General features: G+C 68.0%; 23 protein-coding genes and 1 pseudogene. 13 read left to right on the top strand and 11 right to left on the bottom strand.

What is annotated here, in order from left to right; genetic code table 11:
* The first annotated feature begins 80 nt into the window (after positions 1-80).
* The 7 genes from P1L40_RS09380 to P1L40_RS09350 are packed head-to-tail and all read left to right on the top strand — an operon-like array spanning position 81 to position 6,256.
* A complete protein-coding gene (locus tag P1L40_RS09380) occupies positions 81-2,792 on the top strand; it encodes an AAA family ATPase (RefSeq protein ID WP_284006556.1) in 2,712 nt (903 codons plus the stop codon).
* Positions 2,792-3,067, top strand: coding sequence for a DUF7854 family protein (locus tag P1L40_RS09375; RefSeq protein ID WP_284006554.1), 276 nt, complete (start codon positions 2,792-2,794; stop codon positions 3,065-3,067). Before P1L40_RS09380 ends, P1L40_RS09375 begins: the two co-directional genes overlap by 1 nt.
* A gap of 45 nt (positions 3,068-3,112) precedes the next feature.
* A complete protein-coding gene (locus P1L40_RS09370; RefSeq protein ID WP_284006553.1) occupies positions 3,113-3,700 on the top strand; it encodes a DUF7504 family protein in 588 nt (195 codons plus the stop codon).
* Positions 3,701-3,742: 42 nt separating this feature from the next.
* Positions 3,743-4,078, top strand: coding sequence for a DUF7855 family protein (locus P1L40_RS09365; protein ID WP_284006550.1), 336 nt, complete (start codon positions 3,743-3,745; stop codon positions 4,076-4,078).
* A complete protein-coding gene (locus tag P1L40_RS09360) occupies positions 4,075-4,884 on the top strand; it encodes a DUF7856 family protein (protein ID WP_284006548.1) in 810 nt (269 codons plus the stop codon). The genes P1L40_RS09365 and P1L40_RS09360 overlap by 4 nt, the downstream gene beginning before the upstream one ends.
* A 32-nt stretch (positions 4,885-4,916) precedes the next feature.
* The gene (locus P1L40_RS09355; RefSeq protein ID WP_284006547.1) at positions 4,917-5,594 is read left to right on the top strand and encodes a DUF7857 domain-containing protein; all 678 of its coding nucleotides are present in this window, start codon (positions 4,917-4,919) and stop codon (positions 5,592-5,594) included.
* On the top strand, positions 5,591-6,256 hold the full coding sequence (locus P1L40_RS09350; RefSeq protein WP_284006545.1) for a MinD/ParA family ATP-binding protein: 666 nt from the start codon (positions 5,591-5,593) through the stop codon (positions 6,254-6,256). Before P1L40_RS09355 ends, P1L40_RS09350 begins: the two co-directional genes overlap by 4 nt.
* Here P1L40_RS09350 and P1L40_RS09345 read toward each other — a convergent pair.
* The gene (locus P1L40_RS09345; RefSeq protein ID WP_284006543.1) at positions 6,235-7,095 is read right to left on the bottom strand and encodes a transcription initiation factor IIB; all 861 of its coding nucleotides are present in this window, start codon (positions 7,093-7,095) and stop codon (positions 6,235-6,237) included. The genes P1L40_RS09350 and P1L40_RS09345 overlap by 22 nt on opposite strands.
* A 174-nt stretch (positions 7,096-7,269) precedes the next feature.
* Here P1L40_RS09345 and P1L40_RS09340 point away from each other — a divergent pair, with 174 nt between their 5' ends.
* The 3 genes from P1L40_RS09340 (at position 7,270) to P1L40_RS09330 (ending at position 10,009) form a co-directional block, all read left to right on the top strand.
* Entirely contained in the window at positions 7,270-7,764 is a 495-nt protein-coding gene (locus tag P1L40_RS09340) for a DUF7858 family protein (RefSeq protein WP_284006541.1), read from the top strand.
* 102 nt (positions 7,765-7,866) lie between these two features.
* The gene (locus tag P1L40_RS09335; RefSeq protein WP_284006539.1) at positions 7,867-8,436 is read left to right on the top strand and encodes a mechanosensitive ion channel domain-containing protein; all 570 of its coding nucleotides are present in this window, start codon (positions 7,867-7,869) and stop codon (positions 8,434-8,436) included.
* Positions 8,437-8,488: 52 nt separating this feature from the next.
* Positions 8,489-10,009: a glutamate-cysteine ligase family protein gene (locus P1L40_RS09330; RefSeq protein WP_284006537.1), complete on the top strand. Its 1,521-nt coding sequence runs from the start codon at positions 8,489-8,491 to the stop codon at positions 10,007-10,009.
* Between the two features lie 4 nt (positions 10,010-10,013).
* On the opposite strand, the pseudogene P1L40_RS09325 reads toward P1L40_RS09330, so the two are convergent.
* Positions 10,014-10,585 (bottom strand): annotated as a pseudogene (locus P1L40_RS09325) (NADPH-dependent FMN reductase).
* 117 nt (positions 10,586-10,702) lie between these two features.
* Between P1L40_RS09325 and P1L40_RS09320 the strand changes: the two are divergent.
* Both P1L40_RS09320 and P1L40_RS09315 read left to right on the top strand, forming a co-directional pair.
* Positions 10,703-11,611 carry a DUF7351 domain-containing protein gene (locus tag P1L40_RS09320; protein WP_284006536.1) on the top strand — a complete coding sequence of 303 codons (909 nt, stop codon included), beginning with the start codon at positions 10,703-10,705 and terminating at the stop codon, positions 11,609-11,611.
* A 55-nt stretch (positions 11,612-11,666) separates the two neighbouring features.
* The gene (locus tag P1L40_RS09315; RefSeq protein WP_284006535.1) at positions 11,667-11,891 is read left to right on the top strand and encodes a hypothetical protein; all 225 of its coding nucleotides are present in this window, start codon (positions 11,667-11,669) and stop codon (positions 11,889-11,891) included.
* Here P1L40_RS09315 and P1L40_RS09310 read toward each other — a convergent pair.
* From P1L40_RS09310 to P1L40_RS09290, 5 genes are read right to left on the bottom strand one after another with little or no spacing between them, the layout of a single operon-like run.
* Positions 11,880-12,320 carry a TIGR00725 family protein gene (locus P1L40_RS09310; protein ID WP_284006534.1) on the bottom strand — a complete coding sequence of 147 codons (441 nt, stop codon included), beginning with the start codon at positions 12,318-12,320 and terminating at the stop codon, positions 11,880-11,882. The genes P1L40_RS09315 and P1L40_RS09310 overlap by 12 nt on opposite strands.
* A gap of 41 nt (positions 12,321-12,361) precedes the next feature.
* Positions 12,362-13,741, bottom strand: coding sequence for a poly(3-hydroxyalkanoate) polymerase subunit PhaC (phaC, locus tag P1L40_RS09305; RefSeq protein ID WP_284006532.1), 1,380 nt, complete (start codon positions 13,739-13,741; stop codon positions 12,362-12,364).
* A 3-nt stretch (positions 13,742-13,744) separates the two neighbouring features.
* Positions 13,745-14,287 carry a poly(R)-hydroxyalkanoic acid synthase subunit PhaE gene (locus P1L40_RS09300; RefSeq protein WP_284006531.1) on the bottom strand — a complete coding sequence of 181 codons (543 nt, stop codon included), beginning with the start codon at positions 14,285-14,287 and terminating at the stop codon, positions 13,745-13,747.
* A 42-nt stretch (positions 14,288-14,329) separates the two neighbouring features.
* The gene (locus P1L40_RS09295) at positions 14,330-14,881 is read right to left on the bottom strand and encodes a hypothetical protein (protein WP_284006529.1); all 552 of its coding nucleotides are present in this window, start codon (positions 14,879-14,881) and stop codon (positions 14,330-14,332) included.
* A gap of 5 nt (positions 14,882-14,886) precedes the next feature.
* On the bottom strand, positions 14,887-15,183 hold the full coding sequence (locus P1L40_RS09290) for an AbrB/MazE/SpoVT family DNA-binding domain-containing protein (RefSeq protein WP_284006527.1): 297 nt from the start codon (positions 15,181-15,183) through the stop codon (positions 14,887-14,889).
* A gap of 298 nt (positions 15,184-15,481) precedes the next feature.
* Here P1L40_RS09290 and P1L40_RS09285 point away from each other — a divergent pair, with 298 nt between their 5' ends.
* The gene (locus tag P1L40_RS09285; RefSeq protein ID WP_284011054.1) at positions 15,482-16,027 is read left to right on the top strand and encodes a MaoC family dehydratase; all 546 of its coding nucleotides are present in this window, start codon (positions 15,482-15,484) and stop codon (positions 16,025-16,027) included.
* Here P1L40_RS09285 and P1L40_RS09280 read toward each other — a convergent pair.
* From P1L40_RS09280 to P1L40_RS09265, 4 genes are all read right to left on the bottom strand, one after another.
* The gene (locus tag P1L40_RS09280) at positions 16,024-16,866 is read right to left on the bottom strand and encodes an alpha/beta fold hydrolase (protein ID WP_284006525.1); all 843 of its coding nucleotides are present in this window, start codon (positions 16,864-16,866) and stop codon (positions 16,024-16,026) included. The genes P1L40_RS09285 and P1L40_RS09280 overlap by 4 nt on opposite strands.
* A 176-nt stretch (positions 16,867-17,042) precedes the next feature.
* Positions 17,043-18,356 carry an oxidoreductase gene (locus P1L40_RS09275; protein WP_284011049.1) on the bottom strand — a complete coding sequence of 438 codons (1,314 nt, stop codon included), beginning with the start codon at positions 18,354-18,356 and terminating at the stop codon, positions 17,043-17,045.
* Positions 18,357-18,455: 99 nt separating this feature from the next.
* The gene (gene cgi121 / locus P1L40_RS09270) at positions 18,456-18,944 is read right to left on the bottom strand and encodes a KEOPS complex subunit Cgi121 (protein WP_284011048.1); all 489 of its coding nucleotides are present in this window, start codon (positions 18,942-18,944) and stop codon (positions 18,456-18,458) included.
* Positions 18,944-21,349 carry an ATP-dependent DNA helicase gene (locus P1L40_RS09265; protein ID WP_284011047.1) on the bottom strand — a complete coding sequence of 802 codons (2,406 nt, stop codon included), beginning with the start codon at positions 21,347-21,349 and terminating at the stop codon, positions 18,944-18,946. Before P1L40_RS09265 ends, cgi121 begins: the two co-directional genes overlap by 1 nt.
* Positions 21,350-21,418 lie beyond the last annotated feature (69 nt).

Genomic DNA, 21,418 nt, shown 5'->3' with positions numbered 1-21,418 from the left:
GGTCGGTCCGCCCGTGCCGTCACTTCCGCCGCGGTTGCCGAAGGTTCTTAGCCTGTCGGGCGCAATCGTTGCCCAACCAGATGGCGACCGCCGACAACACCGAGCTCATCGACCGCTTCGAGGAGTTCTACCGCAACTACTACCGCAACGAGATCGGTGAGCTCGCCCAGAAGTACCCCAACGACCAGAAGTCGCTGTACATCGACTGGCAGGACCTCTACCGGTTCGACCCCGACCTGGCCGACGACTACCGCACGAAGCCCGAACAGCTTCAGGAGTACGCCGAGGAGGCGCTGCGGCTGTACGACCTCCCCGTCGATGTCTCGCTGGGTCAGGCCCACGTCCGTGTCCAGAACCTCCCCGACTCCGAGGACATCCGCGAGATCCGCCACGAACACCACGGCAACCTCATCGCCGTCCAGGGGATCGTCCGGAAGGCGACCGACGTTCGCCCGAAGGTGATCGAGGCCGCCTTCGAGTGCCAGCGCTGTGGCACCCTCACCCGCATCCCCCAGAGCACCGGCGACTTCCAGGAACCCCACGAGTGCCAGGGCTGTGAACGCCAGGGCCCGTTCCGGCTCAACACCGAACAGTCCCAGTTCATCGACGCCCAGAAGATTCGCGTCCAGGAGTCACCCGAGGGCCTGCGCGGCGGCGAGACACCTCAGTCCATCGACATCAACGTCGAGGACGACATCACCGGGACGGTGACGGCGGGCGACCACGTCAGGGTGACGGGCGTCCTCAAGCTCGACCAGCAGGGGTCGGACCAGGACAAGTCCCCGATGTTCGACATCTACATGGACGGAGTCAGCGTCGTCATCGAGGACGAGCAGTTCGAGGACATGGACATCACCGACGCCGACAAGAAAGACATCGTCGAGCTCTCGAACGAGCCCGATATCTACGACCAGATGGTCGGCGCCATCGCCCCCTCCATCTACGGCTACGAGAAGGAGAAGCTCGCGATGATGCTCCAGCTGTTCTCCGGTGTGACCAAGGAACTCCCCGACGGCTCACGCATCCGGGGTGACCTGCACATGCTCCTGATCGGTGACCCCGGTACGGGGAAATCGCAGATGCTGTCGTATATCCGAGAGATCGCCCCTCGGTCTGTCTACACGTCGGGGAAAGGCTCCAGTTCTGCCGGCCTTACCGCGGCGGCTGTGAGAGACGATTTCGGCGACGGACAACAGTGGACGTTGGAGGCTGGAGCGCTCGTTCTGGCCGATCAAGGGATCGCCGCCGTCGACGAGCTGGACAAGATGAGTTGCGTGACCGGGGACACCCTCGTCCACGGAGCCGACAGGATCAGCAGGATCCGTGATCTCGCCCACGAGTACGCCGAAGACGGTGCCGTCGAGCCCCTTTCGAACGGTCGCATAATCCGTGCTATCGACGACCTGCAGGTCTGGACGATGACCGACGATGGGCGGCTCGTCACCCGCCCGGTGACGGCCATCCACGAGTACGACGCGCCCGAGGACCTGACGCGGGTGACACTCCAGACGGGCGAACGACTCACCGCGACCGCGGACCATCCGTTCTTCGTCCGCGAAGGCGGCGAGCGTGTCGAACGGCCAGCCGCCGATCTGGAGGCCGGTGACTGGGCGTACGTTCCACGAGAGCTGACCGGGACGGCCGCCGACGGCGGAACAGTACCGACTATCGAATCGGACTCGTCGACGGTGCTTTCGGCTGGTGATTCAGATGGAGTGCCCCCCTCTGAACGTCCAGAGCTTGCCACCGAGGACGTGACGTGCCAGCGTGTCGAATCGGTCGAGACGGTACCTGCGGAAACTGAATCCAGACCGGATCCGTGCGTCTACGACCTGACCGTCGCTGGGACACATAACTTCGTCGCCAACGGCATGGTCGTCCACAACTCCGAGGACCGCTCGGCGATGCACGAAGCGTTAGAACAGCAACGGATCAGTGTCTCGAAAGCCGGGATCAACGCCACACTGAAGAGTCGCTGCTCGCTGCTGGGCGCGGCCAACCCCAAGTACGGCCGGTTCGATCAGTACGAGCCCATCGGCGAGCAGATCGACCTCGAACCGGCGTTGATCTCCCGCTTTGACCTGATCTTCACGGTCACCGACCAGCCGGACGAGGAGGAGGACCGCAACCTCGCCCAGCACATCATCCAGACCAACTACGCCGGCGAGTTGAACACCCACCGGGTCGAGACCTCGACTTCGAACTACTCGGCCGAGGAGGTCGAGACCGTCACCGACGAGGTCGCACCGACCATCGAACCGGATCTCCTGCGGAAGTACATCGCCTACGCGAAACGGAACTGCTTCCCGACGATGACCGAGGAGGCAAAGACCGTCATCGAGGAGTTCTACGTCGACCTGCGGTTGAAAGGCCAGGACGAGGACGCCCCCGTTCCCGTGACCGCCCGGAAACTGGAGGCGCTGGTCCGCCTGGCGGAAGCCTCCGCGCGCATCCGGCTCTCGGACACCGTCGAGGAGGAAGACGCGGACCGGGCCGTCGAGATCGCCCACTACTGTCTGAAAGAGATCGGTGTCGACCCCGAGACCGGGGAGTTCGACGCCGACGTGGTCGAGACGGGGACCTCCAAGAGCCAGCGGGACCGCATCCAGAACATCCGCGGGATCATCGCCGACATCGAAGACGAGTACGACGAGGGAGCGCCCGTCGACGTGGTGGTCGAGCGCGCCGAGGAGGTCGGTATCGACGAGTCCAAAGCCGAACACGAGATCGAGAAGCTCAAACAGAAAGGCGAGGTGTACGAGCCACGCACCGACCACCTCCGGACGACATAATGGACCGCATCTCCGCACTCCGGAACGTCGAGGAGGCGCTTGCGACCTTCGAGGACGGCGACTGTTCGCTGGCGGACCTCGAACGGGAGGTTCGCGGGGTCTTGCGTACCTACGCCACGGACTTCGAGGGCGAGTTACGAGCCTACCGAGCCGACGGGGACGGTCCGGCCGACGGCTTGGTCGTCCTGGCCACGGACCGTCCCACCGCACGCGACCGGATCCGCTCGCTCGTGGGGGAGCCCGGCCCCTTCGAGGTCACCCCGGTGGAACGGTAGTGAAAGTGGTTTTACACCAGAAGGACGTATCAGGACTCGACACCGATGTGTGACCTTCCCGAGCGGCTCGACGGGGCGACGAACACGGTGCTCTGTGCCCCGTCGATGAGCGGTCACGCCGGTGGTGGCGGGCTCTGTACGGAGTTGCTCCAGGCCCCGGAGCCGCCGGGGAGCGTCCTGTGGGTCACCTATACGCGGTCGCCGTCGGCGTGTGTCGAGGCGGTTCGCTCGTCGTCGATCGAGACGGCGTCGCTGTCTGTCATCGCCGTCGGCGAGGCGCCCACCGGGGCCGACTCGCTCTCGTCGGTCAGCATCGACAGCGTCTCGACACCCAGTGACCTGACCGGCCTGGGGATCACACTCAGCCAGCGGCTGTCGGACTGTGAGGATGTCGTCGTCTGTTTCGACTCCCTGACGGCCGTCCTCCAGTACGTCGAACTCGAACCGCTCTACGAGTTCCTCCACGCGGTCGTCGGCCACCTCCACGCGGCCGACGCACGAGCGCACTTCCACCTCGACCCGAGCGCCCACGACAGCCAGACGGTCGACGCGGTGACATCGCTGTTCGACGCCGCCGTCTACGTCCGGGACGGGGACCGAGAGATCCGCACTCGGAAAACGTTGCAGGAGTGAAAACGCGGAATTTTTCCACCTGGGGGCCACAAAATACGGTCGATGTTGCTTGTCGTCACCCACTCGCGAGCGGCTCGCCGGGACCTGCGTAACGTCTGTCGGGCACACGACCGCTGTGTCGTCCGGCGGTTCGGTCGGGCCGCACTGCTCTCGGCGACTGAGTTCGGGGCGTTCCAGGCGCTCCGGCTCCAGGCGAAACACGGGGTAGACGTGCAACTGGAACGGGTCCGCCCGTTCGAACCGGCCGACGCGCCCGACCACGTCCGGACGGCTGCCCGGCGATACGAGGACCGCGCGGAGCCCGCGGTCCCCTACGAGCGGTTCGCGTCGGGGCGAGCGCTCCCGTCACCGGCCTCGATGCGGGAGGAGCCGCTGTGAGACTCACCGTCGGGGCGACGACCTACGAGGGACGTGTCGTCGATCTGCGGGCGCGGTCGGTCGACGGCCGGACTGTCGCCGCAGCCGTCCGGGGCGAGCGGTGTCTGCCGGCGGTCGACGCGCCCGAACCGACGGCCGTCTACGACGCCGCCGGATACGTCCACCCAGACCTCGGACTGCGGACGCGGACGGCCCTGGCCGCCGCGGCCAGATCGGCGGGCCACACGACTCCCGAGGACGGGGCGATCGAGGAGGTGCGCGAGCGTCTCGCCGACATCGAGCCGGCGGTCCCCGACCGGACGACGCGTGCCGACGCCGTCCCCGAGCACGACCTCGCCGCGCTGCAGGAGTCGGTCGGGGTCCACCGCGGCCGCGTTCGGGCACGCGAGGCGCTGGACGCCGACACCGAGGACGCGCGTGCGGACCTCGAAGCGGCCGCCGCGACGCTCGCGGAGCGCCGGACCGCGCGGACCGCGGCCGAACAGAGCCGCCGCCGCCGGCGCGAGGAACTCCGGACGTACCGCGACCACCTGGCCCAGCGCCGCCGCCTCGAAGACCGACTCGCCAACCGCCAGCGGGCCGCCCGGGCCACGCTGGTCGAGCGACTGCGTCCGGCGTTCGAGACGGCCGTCGCCGACGCGCCCGGCCCGACACCGACCGACCCCTTCGACGCGGAGCCGGTGACCGCTGCCTTGGCGGTCCTCCGGGTCGCCAGCACGCCGGCCCCGGTCGTCCTCTCGGTCGACCGGTTCACGACGCCCGCGGCCGCCGCGGCGTGGCTCGACGCTCCGGTCGTCCGGTGCTAACGTTTAGAACCCAAGCCGGGACCAGGGCGCGTATGGCCTCGATCGAGTGTTCCTGGACACACCACGAGGGGGTGACGCTGGTGACCGCCGGCGTCACCGTCGCCGAGGAACCGACACACGTCACCGTCACCAACTGTCTCGACGGCGCAGTCCGTCCGCCCCGACGTGAGGGCTGTCCGGTGCCGGGCTGGACCGACGACGGCTTCGCGGGCGTCGTAGACCCTGGGCACCACGCACTGGGGTACGCCGTCGAGGCACCTCCGGCCGATCCGCCGGCGCGGCTCGGCGCGGCGACCCCCGCTCCGGACGCCCAGCCCGTCGGCGAGCGAACCACACCGGGGGCGATCGTCTGTGACCTCGGCGACCCCTCGCCACCCGCCGACGCCGTCCCCGCAGCGGACATCCCCGACGCCCCCGACTCCGGCGTCGAGCCGGCGACAGCCGGGGCAGGTGTGGAGGGTGACGACCCGCCGCTGGCGACGCCCGGCGACCTCCCATCGGTAGTGACCGACTGGCTGGACGCCGTGGAACGGCGCCTCGAACGACGTGAGCAGTCCGAGGCCGGGAGAGCGGTGGAGACGGATTCTTCCGACGAGGACGGCCGGCCGGCGCTCCCCGACGAGCGGGCGCTCCGACAGCTCGCCAGACGGGGCGACCGGCTCGCGGACCGCCGTCGAACGCTGGCGGACCCACCGGGCCGAGTGGAATGATCCTGACTGTCACCGGCGGCAAGGGCGGCGTCGGGAAGTCGACGGTCGCGTACAACCTCGGGGCAGCGCTCGACGGTGTCGTCGTCGACGGCGACCTCGCGATGGCCGACCTCCCGGAACGGCGCGGGCCGGACCTCCACGATGTCCTGGCCGGCCGCGCGGACCCGCTGACGGCCGTCGACGAGAGCGGGCCGGTCACCCTGTTGCCCTGCGGGCGAACGCTCGCGGGGGCACGGGCGTCCGACCCGACCGCGCTCGCCGACGTGCTCTCGCGGCTCGACCGGGCCTACCGCTGGGTCGTCGTCGACTCGCCTGCCGGGCTTCAGGCAGACGTGGGACTCCCGCTGTCGGTCGCCGACGCCGCCGTTCTGGTCACCGTCCCCGACCGGGCGGCACTCGCCGACGCGCTCCGCGTCCGGGCGCTGGCCCGGGAACTCGACACCGGGCTCTGTCGTGTCGTCCTCAATCGTGTGCAGGGGACCGCTCGAACGGCCGATCTGGCCGACCAGTTCGGCGCGCCGGTCGTCACGATCCCGGAGAGCGGCCGGCTGGCGACGGCCCACGAGCACGGGCGCCCCGTCGGTCACACGGCGCCGGACTCCCCGGCCGCCGAAGCGTTCGAGACCCTCGCGAGCGCCGCCTACGGCTGTAGCTCGCTGTAGGTTCCCCGAAGCGTCACCGGCGTCACGTCGGCGACCGCGGCCGCCTCGGCCTGCGTGAGATCGAGGTCGTGTCTGCGCCCCGCGGTGTACAGACAGGCCGCTGCGACCCCTGCCGGGTTGCGGCCGCTGACGAGGTTTCGCTCCCGCGCCTCGCCGACCAGGTCCTCCGCACACTGTCTGACAGCCGCCGGGACATCGAGTTCCGTCGCGAACCGCGGGACGTACTCCCGGGGGTCGATCGGGCCGGTCGGAAGCCCCAGGTCCCGGTTCAAGGCGTCGTAGGCCGCCCGCAACTCGTCGGCGTCGGCCTTCGCGACGCGACACAGTTCCTCGACGGTCCGGGCGACACCCTCCGTCCGACAGGTCGCGTAGACGACCGCCGCCGCGAACCCTTCAAGCGACCGGCCCTGTAGTAGGTCCGCCTGCTGGGCGGACTCGAACAGCACGCACGCCCGATCCCGCAGCGCGTCCGAGAGTCCGAGCGCGCCGACGATCCGCCGGATCTCGGTGAAGGAGTAGATCTGGTTGCGCTCCCGTTTCGAACTGACCTGTGCTCTGGTGTGTTCCCGGCGCAGTCGGGCCAGTTGCCGGCGCTTCCGGCCCTTGAGCCGCGTCGATCGACCGATCTCCGTCGACAGTCCGCGGTCGTGACGCGAGCAGGTCAGCGGGGCGCCGGTCCGCGCCCGTTCGGTGTCGTCGTCGTCGAACGAGCGCCACTCCGGGCCGCGGTCGATGGCGTCCTCGCCGACGACCAACCCGCAGTGGGAACAGACCGTCTCTGCCCCGGTTCGTTCGACCGTGCTATCGCATTCCGGACAACTCGACACTGTCGCACTCATCGTATCGTTTCCTACGGGCGATAGGGGGGTTAAAAAACCGATCCGAGGCCGCGAAATCGACGTTTTCACGGCCGAACTACCGACCGGTAACCGGTAGGTAGTGCCTGGGGGTCGCCACGCGCTGGGGGCGGGGAGTCGCCAGGGTTAAATTACTCTCGGGAGAACGTGAGACAAATGGCGCTGTCCGACATCGCCGCCGGGATCGAGGTCACCGAGCGACAGCGCGACCAGGGCGTCGCCGCCGTCGACGACACCGACACCACGCTCGCCGAACGGCTCACTCCGGTCGCGGCCGCGCTGCCCTGTCCGCCCGCGGACGCAGCGACCGTCGTCGAGGCCTACGCTGCCGGCCGAACTGTCGGCGCCAGCGGTCACGCGGCCGGGATCGCCCCGGTCACCGCGGCGAAGACGCTCCACCTGCTCGGCGAGCAGGTCACACCCGTCGGCCCACAGGGGCGTGAGATCGTCCGGGACTGGCTGTCGGGCACCCTTGCGCGGACGGACGCGCTGGCGCTCTCCGGACTCGGCGACCGCGAGTTCGCACTGGCGGTCTACTGTGAGACCCACGACCCGCTGCCGGCGGCCCGGGACGCCGTCGAGGGCGCGCTGTCGACACGGCAGGGCGACCCGCTGGACGAGACGATGAGCGACATCGACGAACTGTTGTGAGTCGGCCGGAGCCACGGGGATTCGGACGCTGGAGCCGGTGAATGTGTTCGATTCCGACCGTGGCGTGTGTTACTAACTGTCTGGGTCGCAAACGGGCGACGTATGCTGATTCAGGCCGTGTCGTTCCGCGAGCAACTCGCCGCTATCGGGACGGAACTGATCGACGGCATCACCGCCGCGATCCCGAAAATCGTTCTCGGGACGCTGTTTCTCGCTATCGCCTACGTGGGAATTAGAATCGTTCTCACGATCGCCCGCTCGGTGTTCGAGCGGGTCTATCCCGCGAGCCAGCGGCTCGTCGTCGACCTGACCGTGACGGTCATCGCCATCTTCCTGTGGTTCGGTGCGGCGCTGGTCCTGTTGAACATCGTCGGACTCGGGAACGTCGCGGCGAGTCTGGGGACCGCGAGCGGGTTCATCGGGCTTGGTGTCGCCTTCGCACTGCAGGACATGATCGCGGACACGGTCGCCGGGGTCTACCTCCTCCGGGACCCGGATTTCAACGAGGGGTATCGCGTCGACACGGCGTCGGTGACGGGTCGGATCACTGCCATCGGACTCCGGAAGACCCGGCTGCGCGTCGAGGACGGCTCGCTCGTCGTCCTGGCCAACCGGGAGGTCGAGAAGCGCTGGCGCCTGGAGGAGTCGAGCCGCGACGGGACCGGCGACTGAAGGGACGAGCTACTGGACCACCCTTAATAGTCCCCCCGGACAACCCCGTTGTATGTCGGCTTCGGAACTGGCAGCGCAGGTTCGGCAGGCGCTCGATGTCGATGGTGAAGCGTTCAACGAGCGTGCCCGGGCGGAGGCCGCCCACCTGAAGGAGGCGGTCCGGTCGGGCACCTTCGACAACACCGAAGCCATCGTCGGGATGGAACTGGAGCTGTACGCCGTCGACGATCGGACCGACGCGCTCCGCCGGGTCCCCCGTCAGTTGCTGGAACTCATCGGTTTCGAGAAGGAACTTGGCTTGCACAACGCCGAGATGCAGACCAGCCCACAGCCGCTGAACTCCCACGGGCTGGCCGCACAGCGCAACGAACTGAAGGCGTCGCTGATGCCCGCCCAGCAGCGGCTGGGTAACGAAGGGATCCGGTTGGTCTCCGACGGGATGTGGACGGTGCCGCCCAACGGCGAGACCGCCGGGAGCTACCTCTGTGACGCCGTCGAACACGACAGTGTACGCATCGGGACGAACATGTCAGACTCGGTCCGGTACCACACGATGGCAAACACCGAGTACCCCGCCGCGTTCGAACTCGACGCCCCCAACGTCTCCCTGTCGGCGCCGACGGTGATGCCCGAGGCGCTCATCACGTCGATCCAGCCCCACTACCAGATCCCACACGCGCCCGATCTCCCCGAGTACTTCAGCTACGCCCTCCGGGTCGCGGGCCCCCTGCTCGCGCTCGGCGTCAACTCGCCCTTTTTCCCGCCTGATCTCTACGACGACGCCCCCGACCGAGAGATCGTCGCCGACGCGCACATGGAGAACCGTATCGGCGTCTTCGAGTCCGTTCTGAATCCGCCGGCCGGCGACTCGACACCGCCGAAAGTCTGTTTCCCGCCGGACTTCGAGACCGTCGAGGACGCCATCGACGACATCGTCGAGGACGACACCATCGTCCCGATGGACATCCAGTCGGGCGGTCGGTTCGACGACGACTTCGTCCACATCCGGCACAAACACGGCTCGTACTGGCGGTGGATCCGGCCGGTGTTCGAGGGCGCGACCCGCTCTGCGGCCAACGCCCGGATCGAGTTCCGGCCACTGCCCGCACAGCCGACGCTTGCCGACGCCATCGGGTTCGAGGCGGTCTTCGCCGGGCTGATGGAGAGTCTCCGGCGGTTCGAGCACCCGATCCAGTCGCTGGACTGGGAGACCGCCCAGGACAACTTCTACGCCGCCGTCGAGGACGGTCTGCGGGCCGACATCGAGTGGATCACGGCCAACGGGGCAAGCACTACCGCGACCGACGAGATCTACGGCGAACTGTTCGAACTCGCCCGCGACGGGCTCGAACAGCGCGGGCTCTCGACGGAGGAGGCCCACGAGTACATCCGACCGCTCCGCGAACGGGTCGACCGCCGACTGACGCCCGCCCGCTGGAAACACGACTTCGTCCGCCGGCGCGTCGAGGAGAACGTCCCGCTCGCCGAGGCGATCTGGGGGATGCAGGCCCAGTACATCCGCAACCAGCGCGACACCCTGCTGTCGAGCAGTTTCGTCGACTGGTTCGAGTGATCGGTCAGGCCGTCAGCTCCGCTCGCTCGCGCTCGTCCGGGTAGCGCTCGACGCCGGCGTAGGTAGCCACGTCCGCTCCCAACTCGTCGACGCGCTCGGCGATGTCGGCTTCGACGAGCCGGCCGTCCTCGAACGCCTGCCACGAGTTCGGGATCGCGACCTGGGTCGGCAGGGGCCAGGCCTTCAGCTCCCGGCAGGTCGCCCGCAGGTGTTCAGCGCCGGCGTCGGGAACCCGCCGCCGGCGACCGCCAGCAGGCCGACGGTCGTCCCCTCGACATCCTCGATGCTACAGTAGTCGAGCGCCGTCTTCAGCGGCGACGAGTACGACCCGTGATACATCGGCGTCCCCACGACGATCCCGTCGGCCGCGCGGACCCGCGCCGCCAGTTCCGGGCCGTCGCCGGCGTCGTCGGCGTCCGGATCGAACAGCGGAAGTTCCCACTCCCGCAGGTCGAGCAGTTCGGTCGTCGCGCCGGTCGCTTCGGCGGCGTCGAGCGCCCGTTCGACGGCGATCCGCGTCCCGCTGTCGTCGCTCAGACTGCCACACAGCCCGAGGACGTGGTCTGTCGCTGTCATCGTAGGACGATCCAGGGCAGCCGGTACTGTAAAAACTCTGAGAACTCCGTTTCAGTAACTCTCCTTACACGTCGGACACGGCGCAGGCGTTTAGTACGGACCGGTCGAAACGGCCGTATGGCCGACGACGAGGGCGTCTCCCACAGAGCGCCCGAGGAGGCGTTCGGACTCTTCAGCCACGAACTCCGCGTCGAGATTCTGTTCGCGCTCTGGGCGGCCGACGGCCACGCGCTGCCCTACGCACAACTACAGGACCGCGTCGGCGAGCGCGACAGCGGGAAGTTCAACTACCACCTCTCGCAGGTGACGGGCCAGTTCGTCGGGAAAGAAGGCGACGACTACACGCTGCGCTATCCGGGCCACCGCGTCATCGACGCGATCCGCAGCGGCGTCCTCCACCGGGAGGCCGAAGTCGACTCGGTGTCCCTCGACGCGGCCTGTCCGGACTGCGGGGCGTCGCTGACGTTCACGTACGAGGACTACCTCGGTCGGGTGGGCTGTCTCGACTGTGCGTCGATCGTCCTCTCCTTTCCGTTCGATCCGGGCGGGATCCAGGACCGTTCCCCACCGGCGGTCGCGGCGGCGTTCGACCGGCGGACACGGCTGTTCTGGCGGTTCGCGCTGGCCGGCGTCTGTCCGGTCTGTGCCGGCGTCGTCGAGACGCGCCTCGCGTCGGGCGCCGGGTCGGAACTGGACAGCCACTACGCCGACGACCACCCGGCCGTCCTCGCCGTCGACTGTGCGGGCTGTAGCTTCTACAACTATCCGCCGGTCGGGATCGCCGTCCTCGCCCACCCCGCCGTCGCGGGCTGGCTCTACGACCACGGGGTCGACCCGCGGACGACGCCGGCCTGGGCGTTCGACTGTGTCGTCGACCCCGATCGTATCACGGTCCGGGGGACAGATCCGTGGACGGTCACGGTCACGCTCTCGGCTGGCGGCGAACGGCTGGCGGTCGACCTCGACGAGCGCGCGGCGGTGACGTCGCTCGAACGCCGACCCGCCGACACCGACGCCCGGTTGTGAACTCGGTTTCACAGGCGATCGACCGCTTATGCCGCTCCGGTCCGTACCCGGTCCCATGCGTCTCTCGACGATCGAACGCCGACTGGTCTGGATCGGGACGGCACTGGCCGGTATCGTCCACCTACTGGTCCCGGGGCTCCTGTTACGGACCGCCCGGATCGGCTACCGCGTCACGCTCGCGGTCGATTTCCGGCCCCGGAGCGGTGCCCGCGGCCGGGTCCGGGCGGTGGGGATCGGGCTGCTGGCGCTCGCGGCCGTCGTCCGCCGACTACAGCGTTGACTCGACGTACTCCACGGCTTCCCGTGGCGCCTCGACGTGTTCGACCCCGTCGATGTCGTGGGTGTCTATCCCTGCGACCGGCCGGTTCATGTCGAGGGCGTGCCCGATCTCCGAGAGCGTCCCGGTGTTGCCGTCGACGGCGATCGCCGCGGCACCGTTCATCACGACCAGGACGTTCCGGGCGCTTCCCAGCCCGGTCGCGATGACTGTGTCGACGTAGTCGTTTGCCGCTGCGCGACGGTCGCCCGGGACGATCCCGATAGTGTGCCCGCCGGCCCGGCTCGCGCCCTTGCAGACCGCTTCCATGACGCCGCCCAGCCCACCACAGACGACCTCGTGACCGCGTTCGCCCAGCAATCGACCGACTTCCCGTGCCTGGCTGTACTGGTCGTCGGTGACCGCCGAGCCGCCGATGACGGAGACGCGCATAGCTGTCGATAGGGCCGCGAGTGTGAAAAAGAGCGGCCGCGCTACAGCTGGTCGAGCCAGTCTTGGGCGCGGGACTCGGTCGTCTCGGCGATCTCGGCCAGTTCGGCCGCGTCGTACTCCGCGAGGTCCGCGACGGTCTCGATCCCGGCCGCGTGGAGGCGGTCGGCGTAGGTCGGGCCGATGCCCGAAACCGTCTCGACATCCGCGGCGGCCTCGACGCCGCCTTCCTCGGTCGCGGCAGCGTCGTCGACCGGGTCCTCGTCGTGCTCGCCGGGCGACTCGACCGCGATGTCGACTTCGTCGCCGCGGTTGCGGTCGCTGTACCACTGTGCCACCTCGGGCCAGAGGTCCGCGTGAGTCGACGAGGACACCGAGAGGCCGATGTGGCCCGTCGAGAACTCGATAGTTCTGGTGTCCTCGCTGGCGATGACATCGTTGAACGGCTTGGAGGCCTCCGGCGGGATGAGGTGGTCGTACTCGCCCATCAGCTGGAGGACTGGCATGTCGATGTTGTTCAGGTCGACGTGTTTGCCGTCCAGCTCCAGTTCGTTCCGGTAGAGCTTGTTGTCCTGGTACACGTCTTCGAGGAACTGGACGTACGCTTCCCCGGCAACGTCGATACCGTCGCCCAGCCACTTCTCCATCCGGCCGAAGTTCTCGACGAAGCCCTCGCTCTCGATGTTCTCGGCCAGGCGGATGTACTTCGAGACGTAGTTCTCGACGGGGTCCATCAGCGCGAAGCCGATGTCGAGCATGTCCGCCGGGACGTTCCCGAACGTCTCGGTCACGTCCTCGGGGGAGTAGTACTCGTCGCTACCCCACTCTTCGAGGACGCCACCGGTGTGGTCGAAACAGAGGCCGGCGGCCATCAGGCCCAGTGCGTTGACCTTCTCGGGGTGGAGCGCGGCGTACATCACCGACATCGTCCCGCCCATGCAGTAGCCCAGGATGTTGATGGCGTCCTGGCCCGACCGTTCCCGGACCACGTCGACGCAGTTGTCCATGTAGCGGTTGACGTAGTCGTCCAGGGTCAGGTGCTGGTCGAGCCGGGAGGGCTCGTTCCAGTCGATGAGGTAGACATCGTGGCCGCCCTCGAGCAGCCGTCGGACGACCGACCGCTCCTCCTGGAGGTCCAGGATGTACGGTCGGTTGATCAGCGCGTACGTGATGAGGATGGGGACAGACTCCTTGTCCTCCTCGGCGACCTCGATGCCCGCGGCCTCGGCGTCGTAGTGGAGCAGTTCGAGCTTGTTCTCCTCGTAGACGACCTCGCTGGGCGTCTGGCCGACCTCGACCGACTCCATCAGCTCCAGGCGCTCGTCGGCGATCTGGCTCCGGTCGGCGGCGTCGCTCATCGATTCCAGGGTCTTCGTCTGGACGTTCAGTGCCGCCGCGAAGGGGTTGAGTGGGTTGCTCGACATGGCTTACTCCTCGAGGTGTTCGAGGACGCGGTCGAGCTTCTGTTCGACGGCGTGCTGGCGGCGCTCGACTTCGAGCAGGCGCTCGCCGACCTCGTCCATGTCGTCCCGCGTCGGGAACCCCATCTGTGCGATGGCGTCCTGGCTCACCTCGTCTGCCTCCTGTTGCATCTCCATCATCGACTCGACGAGCTGGCCGTTGGCGGCGGCGAAGGCCGACGTGCTCATCACGTTCTTGAACGCCTCGTTGGCCGCCTGCAGCCAGATGTCACGGAACTCCGCCGGGTCGACATCCTCGCCCTGTGCGGCGTCGGTCGACCGTTCCATCAGCTGTTCGGTGGCGTCGAGCCAGGTCTCGTAGGCCTGTCCGTACCCTTCGAAGCCCTCGCTCATCTCCTCCTGTCCCAGCATCGAATCCTCGACGGCGTCCGCCCAGGACTCGACGAAGGCCGACTGGGCCTTCATGTTCTGTTCCATCGAGTCGGCGACCGCGTTGTTCATCTCCTCGACCATCTCCGCCCATTCCTGTTGCATCTCGTTGTTGCTCATAGTAATAGCTCGCGCGTTCGCGCACAAAAAACGGCTGGTTCGTTACGCCTCGACGGCGTCGGCGGCCTTCGCCTGGACTTCCTCGACCTGGGCCTGCATCTCCTCGACCTGCTCCTGGACCTCGTCGAGCTGGTCGCCGAACTGCTCGGCGGCCTCGACGGACTGGGACTCCAGTTCCTCGTGTGCCTCGACGAGCATCTCGACCTGCTCGGTGACGGCGTCGAGGTACTCCTGGGTCATCTCGTCGTAGGCGTCGGCGCCTTCGACCATCTCGCTCTCCATGTTGTCGAACAGCTCGGCGTGGTTCTCCAGCAGGAAGTCGTACTGGTCGTCGACTGCCTGGCGGACCTCCTCGACGCTGCCGGCGACGCCGGGCATCGTCGACTCGATGGCGTCGAGGTAGCTGTGGAAGGCGGTCTTCGAGAGTTCGACACCGCGGCGCTGGGCCGACTCCTGGGTGTCGAGGCTGCCGATGACGGCCTCGTTGACGTTCTTCTGGAACTCGAAGCTCTGTTCGAGGGCCTTCTGGCTCTGTTCGATCGACGCGCGCTGCATCTCGAAAGCGGTCGTGACGGGGGTTGTGTAGTCTACCATTGTAATCACTCTGAATTTTTACTGACCGGGAGGACGACTGCCTGGACGATGTCCCCTTCTTCGATGTCCAGCGCCTCGCGCTCGGCATCGGGGATGCTGATTCGACCCCCGCTTTGCACGCGGGTCTTGAACGTCGCCATCTGGCTCATTGCACCGAGCTGGTTCATATCCATGCTCGGCATGCCGCCGGAGGCGAACAGCTGTTTCATCATCTCCTGCTGTTGTTGCATCGCGTTCTCGCTCGCCTGTTGCATCCCTTTGAACATCGGGGGCCACAGCAGGCCATCGTCCTCGTCGGCCATCGGTACTACCGTCTACTCCCTTCAACGACATAAAACTTCCCCTCAATACCATTCGTTACCATTCAATGGTAGCAAGTGGAGAGCGGTAATCTGTCCTTTCGTCCCGGCCCCGTCGGGCGATATATGTCGTTCAAGCTGACCGTAAAACACCCTCCCCGGCGGATAGACGGGCTCTCGGGGCTGTAAACGGTGAAACAACGCCAAGGTTTAATACCCGGACGACTAGATATCAGTATCGATGAGTTCTGAATCCCATCGGAACCCGCTGCTGGACACGTGGACGGAGACTTCCACACACATGTTCAACAGCGTTGTCGCGGCCAACCGGGCAGCCTTCGCCGCCTTCGGCGTCCAGCAGGACGACGAGGACGTAGCTGAACCCGTCGAACGTATCGAACCCGACGAAGACCTCCCCGAGTGGCACGTCTCGCTCTCGGAGGACCATCCCGACTACCTGGGTGTCGGGGACCGTGCGGAGTTCACGAAGACCATCTCCGACGACGATGTCCGGCAGTTCGCCGCCGCGAGCGGCGACACGAACCCGCTCCACCTCGACGACGAGTTCGCCGAGCAAACCCGCTTCCGCGGGCGGATCGCCCACGGGACGCTGGTCGGGAGCCTCATCAGCGCGGCGCTGGCACGGCTTCCCGGCCTGACGATCTACCTCTCGCAGGACCTGGAGTTCCACAACCCGGTTCGCATCGGCGACCGACTGACAGCCGAGTGTGAGATCGTCGAAGACCTCGGGGACGATCAGTACCGCCTGACGACCCGCGTCATCGACGAGGGCGAGGTCGCCATCGACGGCGAAGCGGTCGTCCTGATCGACGAACTGCCGAACTAACAGAAGGCCCGCAGTGCCCGGTTGAACCGCTCCGGCTGTTCCCGTGGCGGACAGTGTCCGCACTCCCGCAGTATCTCCAGTTCGCTATCCGAGAGCGACGCGGCCGCCCGTTCGGCCCACGATTTCGGGAGCAGCGGGTCCGCCGCGCCGTGGACCAACAGCGTCGGCACCTTCACCTCCGAGAGGCGGTCGGAGTAGTCGGTCTTGAACCCCGTCGCGCGGAACTCGCTGCGCTGCCAGCGCCGCATCGCCCGGACGGTCCGGCGATCCACGACCGACGCGACCCGGTCGACCAGTTCCTGTGGTGGCTCCGTCGCCCCCATGCTTCGCAGCCCCGATCTGATCGCCGGTTTCGACGTGCTGACGCCCTGCCAGAGCATATTGCCTACGACGGGTGTCTGAAAGATCCCCGTCGCGGCGACCCGCCAGTACGCGTCCGCGCCGAGGCCGTAGCTGTCGACGAGGACGAGCCGTTCAACCTCGCCGCCGTCCAGCGCGTACCCCAGCGCCAGCGCACCCCCCATCGAGAGGCCCGCGAGCGCCGGCTGCGTGATGTCGAGGACGTCGAGAAACGCCGTGACCGTCTCCAGGTAGTACTCGGTCGTGTACGCCCGATCGGGTTTGTCGCTGCGTCCGTGGCCGGGGAGATCGGGCGCGTAGACGGTCCGTTCGCCCGCGAGCGCGGGGAGCGCGTGGCGCCAGGACACCGTCGCGGCGTCCAGCCCGATCCCGTGGAGAAACACCAGCGGCGGCCCGTCGCCACCGGTCCGGTAGTGAACGTCGATGTCGTCGCCGTCGACTGTCAACTCGACGGATTCCGACGTAATCTCGGCGGTCATCGGCGGTCATCAGTGTTGGAACTGTATCAGGCTTTCTCTCACCGCTGCCGGAGACAAAATATAATTGTAATCTGACCAACCGTTACGGGGCCGGAGTGTGTCGACAGCGCTGTCGACACGAGTCGGTCCAGACCACTGCCGTGCGGTGCTTCCGCCTCACAGACCGTCGCTACCGGCTACTCGTCGGAACTATTTCTCTCGTAGGCACCTCGACTCGTGAGCCGGCCCTGCTCGCGGACGACCGACGGCGTCCGACACCGCCCGGGCTCGCCGGTCACCTGCGGGATCGTACAGTTGTTACAGCTCTCACACAGCGCGTCCGCGCCGGCAAGCAGGCGAGCGCCAAGCCGCGGTTCGGCGTAGAACGGGCGGGCCATCCCCACCAGGTCGGCAGCAGGCCTGTCGCTGCCGGTGCCCAGATAGCGGTCACAGTCCGCCCGGGTCCGCAGCCCGCCTTCGAGCAACACCGGCACGTCGACCCGTTCACGGACCGCCCGACAGAAGTCGGCGTTCCAGCCCGGGTCGTGGTCGAACCGCCTGGCCTGAAACCGGTTCAACAGCGCCACGGCCCGCGCCCGCAGTCGACTTCCGAAGACCGACGCGTAGTCGTTCTGGAGGTCGCTTGCGGCCCACGCGCGGTCCGGGAATGCCCCGCGGACGATGCTCATGTCCCAGAACGTCGACACCTCGACGGGGACCAGGCCGTCGTAGCCGATCCCGGCGAGCCGCTCGGCGATCGCGAGCCCGTCGGCTCTCGATAGATGCCTTCGAACGAACTCCGGTGCGACCGTCTCGGCCGGGACCTTGGTCACCAGGGGGATCGATCCGGCGTGGTCGCGGACGGCGTCGTGGATCGCCTCCAGAAACCGCACGCCGTCGGCGAACTCGTCGTTCCGGCGGTTGTAGAACGGCGAGAGGAACTGCTGGATCAGGCTCATGTTCGCCGCCGAGAGGTGGACGCCGTCGTAGCCGGCGTCGGCCGCGTAGCCGGCACACCGGCCGAACTGCTCGGCCAGGTCCCACACCTCGTCGGTCGAGAGCACGGCCGGCCGGAGCGAGATCAGGCCCGCCCGGTCCAGCAGTCGGAGCTGCCAGGGCGGGCGCGAGACGGCCAGTTGGCGCTGTTCGGGATGCCGTTCACGATAGCCGGCGTGCCAGGTCGACATACTTCGCAGGCCGCCGTGGGCCAACTGGAGGAAGATGCGCCCGCCGTGGTCGTGGACGGCGCCGGTCAGCCGCTCCAGGTCCGCGACGAAATCGGGGTCGTGGACCCGCGTCATGTTCGGGGCCGCACAGCCGCCCCTGTCGGTGACGATGCTCGCCCCCTGGAAGACGAGGCCGACGCCGGACTCGGCGGTCGGTTCGAGTTCGTCGACGAGCGTGTCGACGGCGTCCGGTCCGTTGCCGGCGCATTCGAGGACCGGTGCTCGGTAGAGCCGGTTCGGGACCGTGAGCCCGCCGATGTCGACCGGATCGGTCAGTGCGGTCACGGTCTCCGGCGACGACAGACACGCGAGTCGATACCGGTTCGGGCAGTTCGCGGCGAATCCATGGCCCAGCGTAACACACAGCGCGGAAAAACACTGTCGCTACTTCTCGACGGGCAACAGCGCGACCCGCTCGTGGACGGCATCGGCGATGGTTCCCTCGGTCGCAGCCAACTCGGTGTCGGTCACGTCGAAAAACGAGCGGACCCGGTCGCGGTCGTACTCCCCCAGCGTCTCACCCGGGTCGAGCAGGTCGCCAAGGGCGGCGGCAGCGGCGGCTTCGTCCCCGCCGACCACGACGGCGACGACCGGACAGTCCCCGTCGCTGAGGCCCATCTCCAGGGCCTGGTTGATCTGGCGCCGTCCGGCGGCGTACAGCAGGATCTCGACGCCGAAGTCCTCGGCGATCCCCTCGCCGCGGTCGCGGGCGCGGGTCGCCAGTTCGACCGCCCGCTCTACGTGTGCGCGGTCGACCACGTAGCGGGCGTCGAACGCCTGGATCGTCGCGCCGTAGGTGTCGCCGATCCCCTCAAGCTCCGCGACGAACGCCCCCACGTCGTCGACCGTCGTGGTCCCGTCGACGACCTCCATCAGAAATCCCCCAGGCTGGACTGGTCCTCGGCAGTGTCGTCCGACCGTTCTCCGGCCGAGCCGTCGTCCGCCACGACCGCAACGTCCGGGTCCGGTTCGACCCCCTCCATCGAGGGGTTCCGATGGCCGGCGTTCTCCAGGACGTTCTCGGCGGTCTTCTCCCGGCCCCGGAGCGCCGCGAGGACGGTCGGTTTCGGGGCGTCGCGCAGCGCGGCGCGGTCGGTGATGCCGGCGTCGTAGAGCCGTCGGGCGCGCTTGCGGCCGACGCCGCGCACGCCCGCCAGATCGATCAGCTCCTCGCCGACGCCGTGTTCGACCCGCCGCCTGGCCTCGCTGATCGCCGGTGCGGCGTCCAGACCGACCTCGCTTGCCAGGGACTCGGCGGCCCCCAGCAGCCACTGCGCGGTCTCGACTTTCCCGCGGATGTCGCCCGGGCCGACGCCGTAGCGTTCGGTGATCGTCTCCTCGTCGATCTCGGAGGCCCAGTCCTCCAACAGCCGGCCGGTCTTGAACGCCGCGAGCCAGTCCTCGAAGCGGTCGTCCTCGAACTCCGAGGGCGTCGGCCCGAGCAGTTCGGCCTCGCGCTCGTACACCGCCATCTCGTACTCCTCGCGGTCGCCCGACCGGAGGTACAGTTCGTACATGTCCGGCGTCCGCGAGACGAGATGGAACAGGCCCAGCGCCGAGATGTCGTCGGGGTCCGTCCCGGCCGCGCCGGCCTGCTCGCCGTCCGCGAGTTCGCTCGCGGTCGTGAACCCGTCATCGGCGGCCCGCTCGGCGCCGTCGGTCGCCGGTTCGGCCGCGTGGCGCTCCCAGTGTTCCAGCCCGTCGACGATCTCGGCGGCGCTCATCGGATCGAGGTAGAGCCGCGAGACGGTGTGGCCAAGCGACGTGGCGTCGAGTTCGTCGCCGTCCCGCTCGACGAAGCCGTTCCGTTCGAGGTAGGTGAGCACGTCGCCGACGACCCGTTCGAGCCGGCCGCTCTCGGTCGTCTGGCTCGCGTACAGCGTCTGTTCGAGAAACTCCAGGAGGCCGCCGCGCGACCGGGCGAACCCGGAGGCGACCGTCGCCAGGATGTGTGTCCGCAGAGCGGGTTCGGCGGCGAGTTTCGACCGCACGGGCTCGGGGTCGGCCCAGACGTACCGCTCGAACAGTTCGTCGAGTTCGTCGTGGCTGTTGGCGATCAGCGCCGCCTCGCCGTAGGGGTCGAGTCCGGGCCGGCCGGCCCGCCCCATCATCTGGTGGACCTCCAGCACGGAGAGCGGTTGCATCCCGCCGGCCTCGCCGTCGTAGCGGCGCCAGTCCCGGACGACCACGCGCCGGGAGGGCGTGTTCACGCCGGCGGCCAGCGTCGGCGTCGCACAGACGACCTTCACGAGCCGGTCCCGGAACGCCTCCTCGACGAGTTCCCGGTGGCCCCGTGCCAGCCCGGCGTGATGGAACGCCGCGCCGTCGGCGACGGCGTCGGCCAGGTCGTCGCTGGTCTCGGTGTCGCTCACGTCCCGGATCTCGGCGGCCACGTCGGCCAACTGGTCGCGCTCGTCGTCGCTGAGGTGGGGTCGGACCGTACTCCCCAGCCGGCCGGCGGCCGACTCGGCGTTGCGCCGGGAGTTGACGAACACCAGTGTCGAGCCCCCCTCCTCGACCACTTCGCCGTCCTCGTCGGTGTCGTCGGTCAGCGTGTCCCGGACGATCGCGGCGGTCGGCTTCTCGTTGTTACGGACGGCGAGGCGCTGCTGGCTCCCGTCTTCGAGGTGGAGCGCCTGGCCGTAGTGGACCCCCTTCTGGAGGTCGATGGGCCGCCAGTCCGAGTCGACGAGTTCGGCGTCGAGCCAGCCGGCCAGTTCGTCGGCGTTGCCGATGGTCGCCGACAGCGCAACCGTCTGCAGGTCGGGGTTGAGCCGGCGGAGCTTCGCCAGGGTCACCTCCAGCGTCGGTCCCCGGTTCCCGTCGTCGACGAGGTGGACCTCGTCGCTGACGACACAGCTCAGGTCCCCGATCCAGGGCGCGTCGTTTCGCACGAGGGAATCGACCTTCTCGCTGGTGGCGACGACGATGTCCTTGTCGGCCAGCCAGCCGCCGTCGGACTCGTAGTTGCCCGTCGAGACGCCTACGTCTAAGCCGTACTCCTCGAACTGTTCGAACTCGGCGCGCTTCTCGCTTGCCAGCGCGCGCAACGGGACGATATACAGCGCCGTCCCGCCGCGGGCGACCGAGGACAGCATCGCCAGTTCCGCCACGAGAGTTTTCCCGCTCGCGGTCGGGATGGCGGCGACGAGGTTCTCACCGCGCGTGACCCCGGCCTCGACGGCCTCGGCCTGGGGTGGATACAGCTCCTCGATCCCGTCTCCGCGTAGATGGTCGGGCAGCCAGTCGGGCACGCCCGGCAGGTCCGCAACGTCCATTACTGCTCGGTTGGGTCCTGCCGCGATTTAAACTGTCGCACTGTCGGCCGAACACTCATGTGGATGGCC

Source organism: Haloarcula pelagica (assembly GCF_030127105.1).
In the GTDB taxonomy this organism is placed as follows: Archaea; Halobacteriota; Halobacteria; order Halobacteriales; family Haloarculaceae; genus Haloarcula; species Haloarcula pelagica.
The sequence above is the reverse complement of the archived record's forward strand: the minus strand, read 5'-3'. Positions and strand labels throughout refer to the sequence as shown.

Excerpts from the sequence above, each read along its gene's own strand:
- P1L40_RS09380 (WP_284006556.1), top strand. The coding sequence starts at position 81 with ATGGCGACCGCCGACAACACCGAGCTCATCGACCGCTTCGAGGAGTTC.
- P1L40_RS09375 (WP_284006554.1), top strand. The coding sequence starts at position 2,792 with ATGGACCGCATCTCCGCACTCCGGAACGTCGAGGAGGCGCTTGCGACC.
- P1L40_RS09370 (WP_284006553.1), top strand. The coding sequence starts at position 3,113 with ATGTGTGACCTTCCCGAGCGGCTCGACGGGGCGACGAACACGGTGCTC.
- P1L40_RS09365 (WP_284006550.1), top strand. The coding sequence starts at position 3,743 with ATGTTGCTTGTCGTCACCCACTCGCGAGCGGCTCGCCGGGACCTGCGT.
- P1L40_RS09355 (WP_284006547.1), top strand. The coding sequence starts at position 4,917 with ATGGCCTCGATCGAGTGTTCCTGGACACACCACGAGGGGGTGACGCTG.
- P1L40_RS09350 (WP_284006545.1), top strand. The coding sequence starts at position 5,591 with ATGATCCTGACTGTCACCGGCGGCAAGGGCGGCGTCGGGAAGTCGACG.
- P1L40_RS09345 (WP_284006543.1), bottom strand. The coding sequence starts at position 7,095 with ATGAGTGCGACAGTGTCGAGTTGTCCGGAATGCGATAGCACGGTCGAA.
- P1L40_RS09340 (WP_284006541.1), top strand. The coding sequence starts at position 7,270 with ATGGCGCTGTCCGACATCGCCGCCGGGATCGAGGTCACCGAGCGACAG.
- P1L40_RS09335 (WP_284006539.1), top strand. The coding sequence starts at position 7,867 with ATGCTGATTCAGGCCGTGTCGTTCCGCGAGCAACTCGCCGCTATCGGG.
- P1L40_RS09330 (WP_284006537.1), top strand. The coding sequence starts at position 8,489 with ATGTCGGCTTCGGAACTGGCAGCGCAGGTTCGGCAGGCGCTCGATGTC.
- P1L40_RS09320 (WP_284006536.1), top strand. The coding sequence starts at position 10,703 with ATGGCCGACGACGAGGGCGTCTCCCACAGAGCGCCCGAGGAGGCGTTC.
- P1L40_RS09315 (WP_284006535.1), top strand. The coding sequence starts at position 11,667 with ATGCGTCTCTCGACGATCGAACGCCGACTGGTCTGGATCGGGACGGCA.
- P1L40_RS09310 (WP_284006534.1), bottom strand. The coding sequence starts at position 12,320 with ATGCGCGTCTCCGTCATCGGCGGCTCGGCGGTCACCGACGACCAGTAC.
- phaC (WP_284006532.1), bottom strand. The coding sequence starts at position 13,741 with ATGTCGAGCAACCCACTCAACCCCTTCGCGGCGGCACTGAACGTCCAG.
- P1L40_RS09300 (WP_284006531.1), bottom strand. The coding sequence starts at position 14,287 with ATGAGCAACAACGAGATGCAACAGGAATGGGCGGAGATGGTCGAGGAG.
- P1L40_RS09295 (WP_284006529.1), bottom strand. The coding sequence starts at position 14,881 with ATGGTAGACTACACAACCCCCGTCACGACCGCTTTCGAGATGCAGCGC.
- P1L40_RS09290 (WP_284006527.1), bottom strand. The coding sequence starts at position 15,183 with ATGGCCGACGAGGACGATGGCCTGCTGTGGCCCCCGATGTTCAAAGGG.
- P1L40_RS09285 (WP_284011054.1), top strand. The coding sequence starts at position 15,482 with ATGTTCAACAGCGTTGTCGCGGCCAACCGGGCAGCCTTCGCCGCCTTC.
- P1L40_RS09280 (WP_284006525.1), bottom strand. The coding sequence starts at position 16,866 with ATGACCGCCGAGATTACGTCGGAATCCGTCGAGTTGACAGTCGACGGC.
- cgi121 (WP_284011048.1), bottom strand. The coding sequence starts at position 18,944 with ATGGAGGTCGTCGACGGGACCACGACGGTCGACGACGTGGGGGCGTTC.
- P1L40_RS09265 (WP_284011047.1), bottom strand. The coding sequence starts at position 21,349 with ATGGACGTTGCGGACCTGCCGGGCGTGCCCGACTGGCTGCCCGACCAT.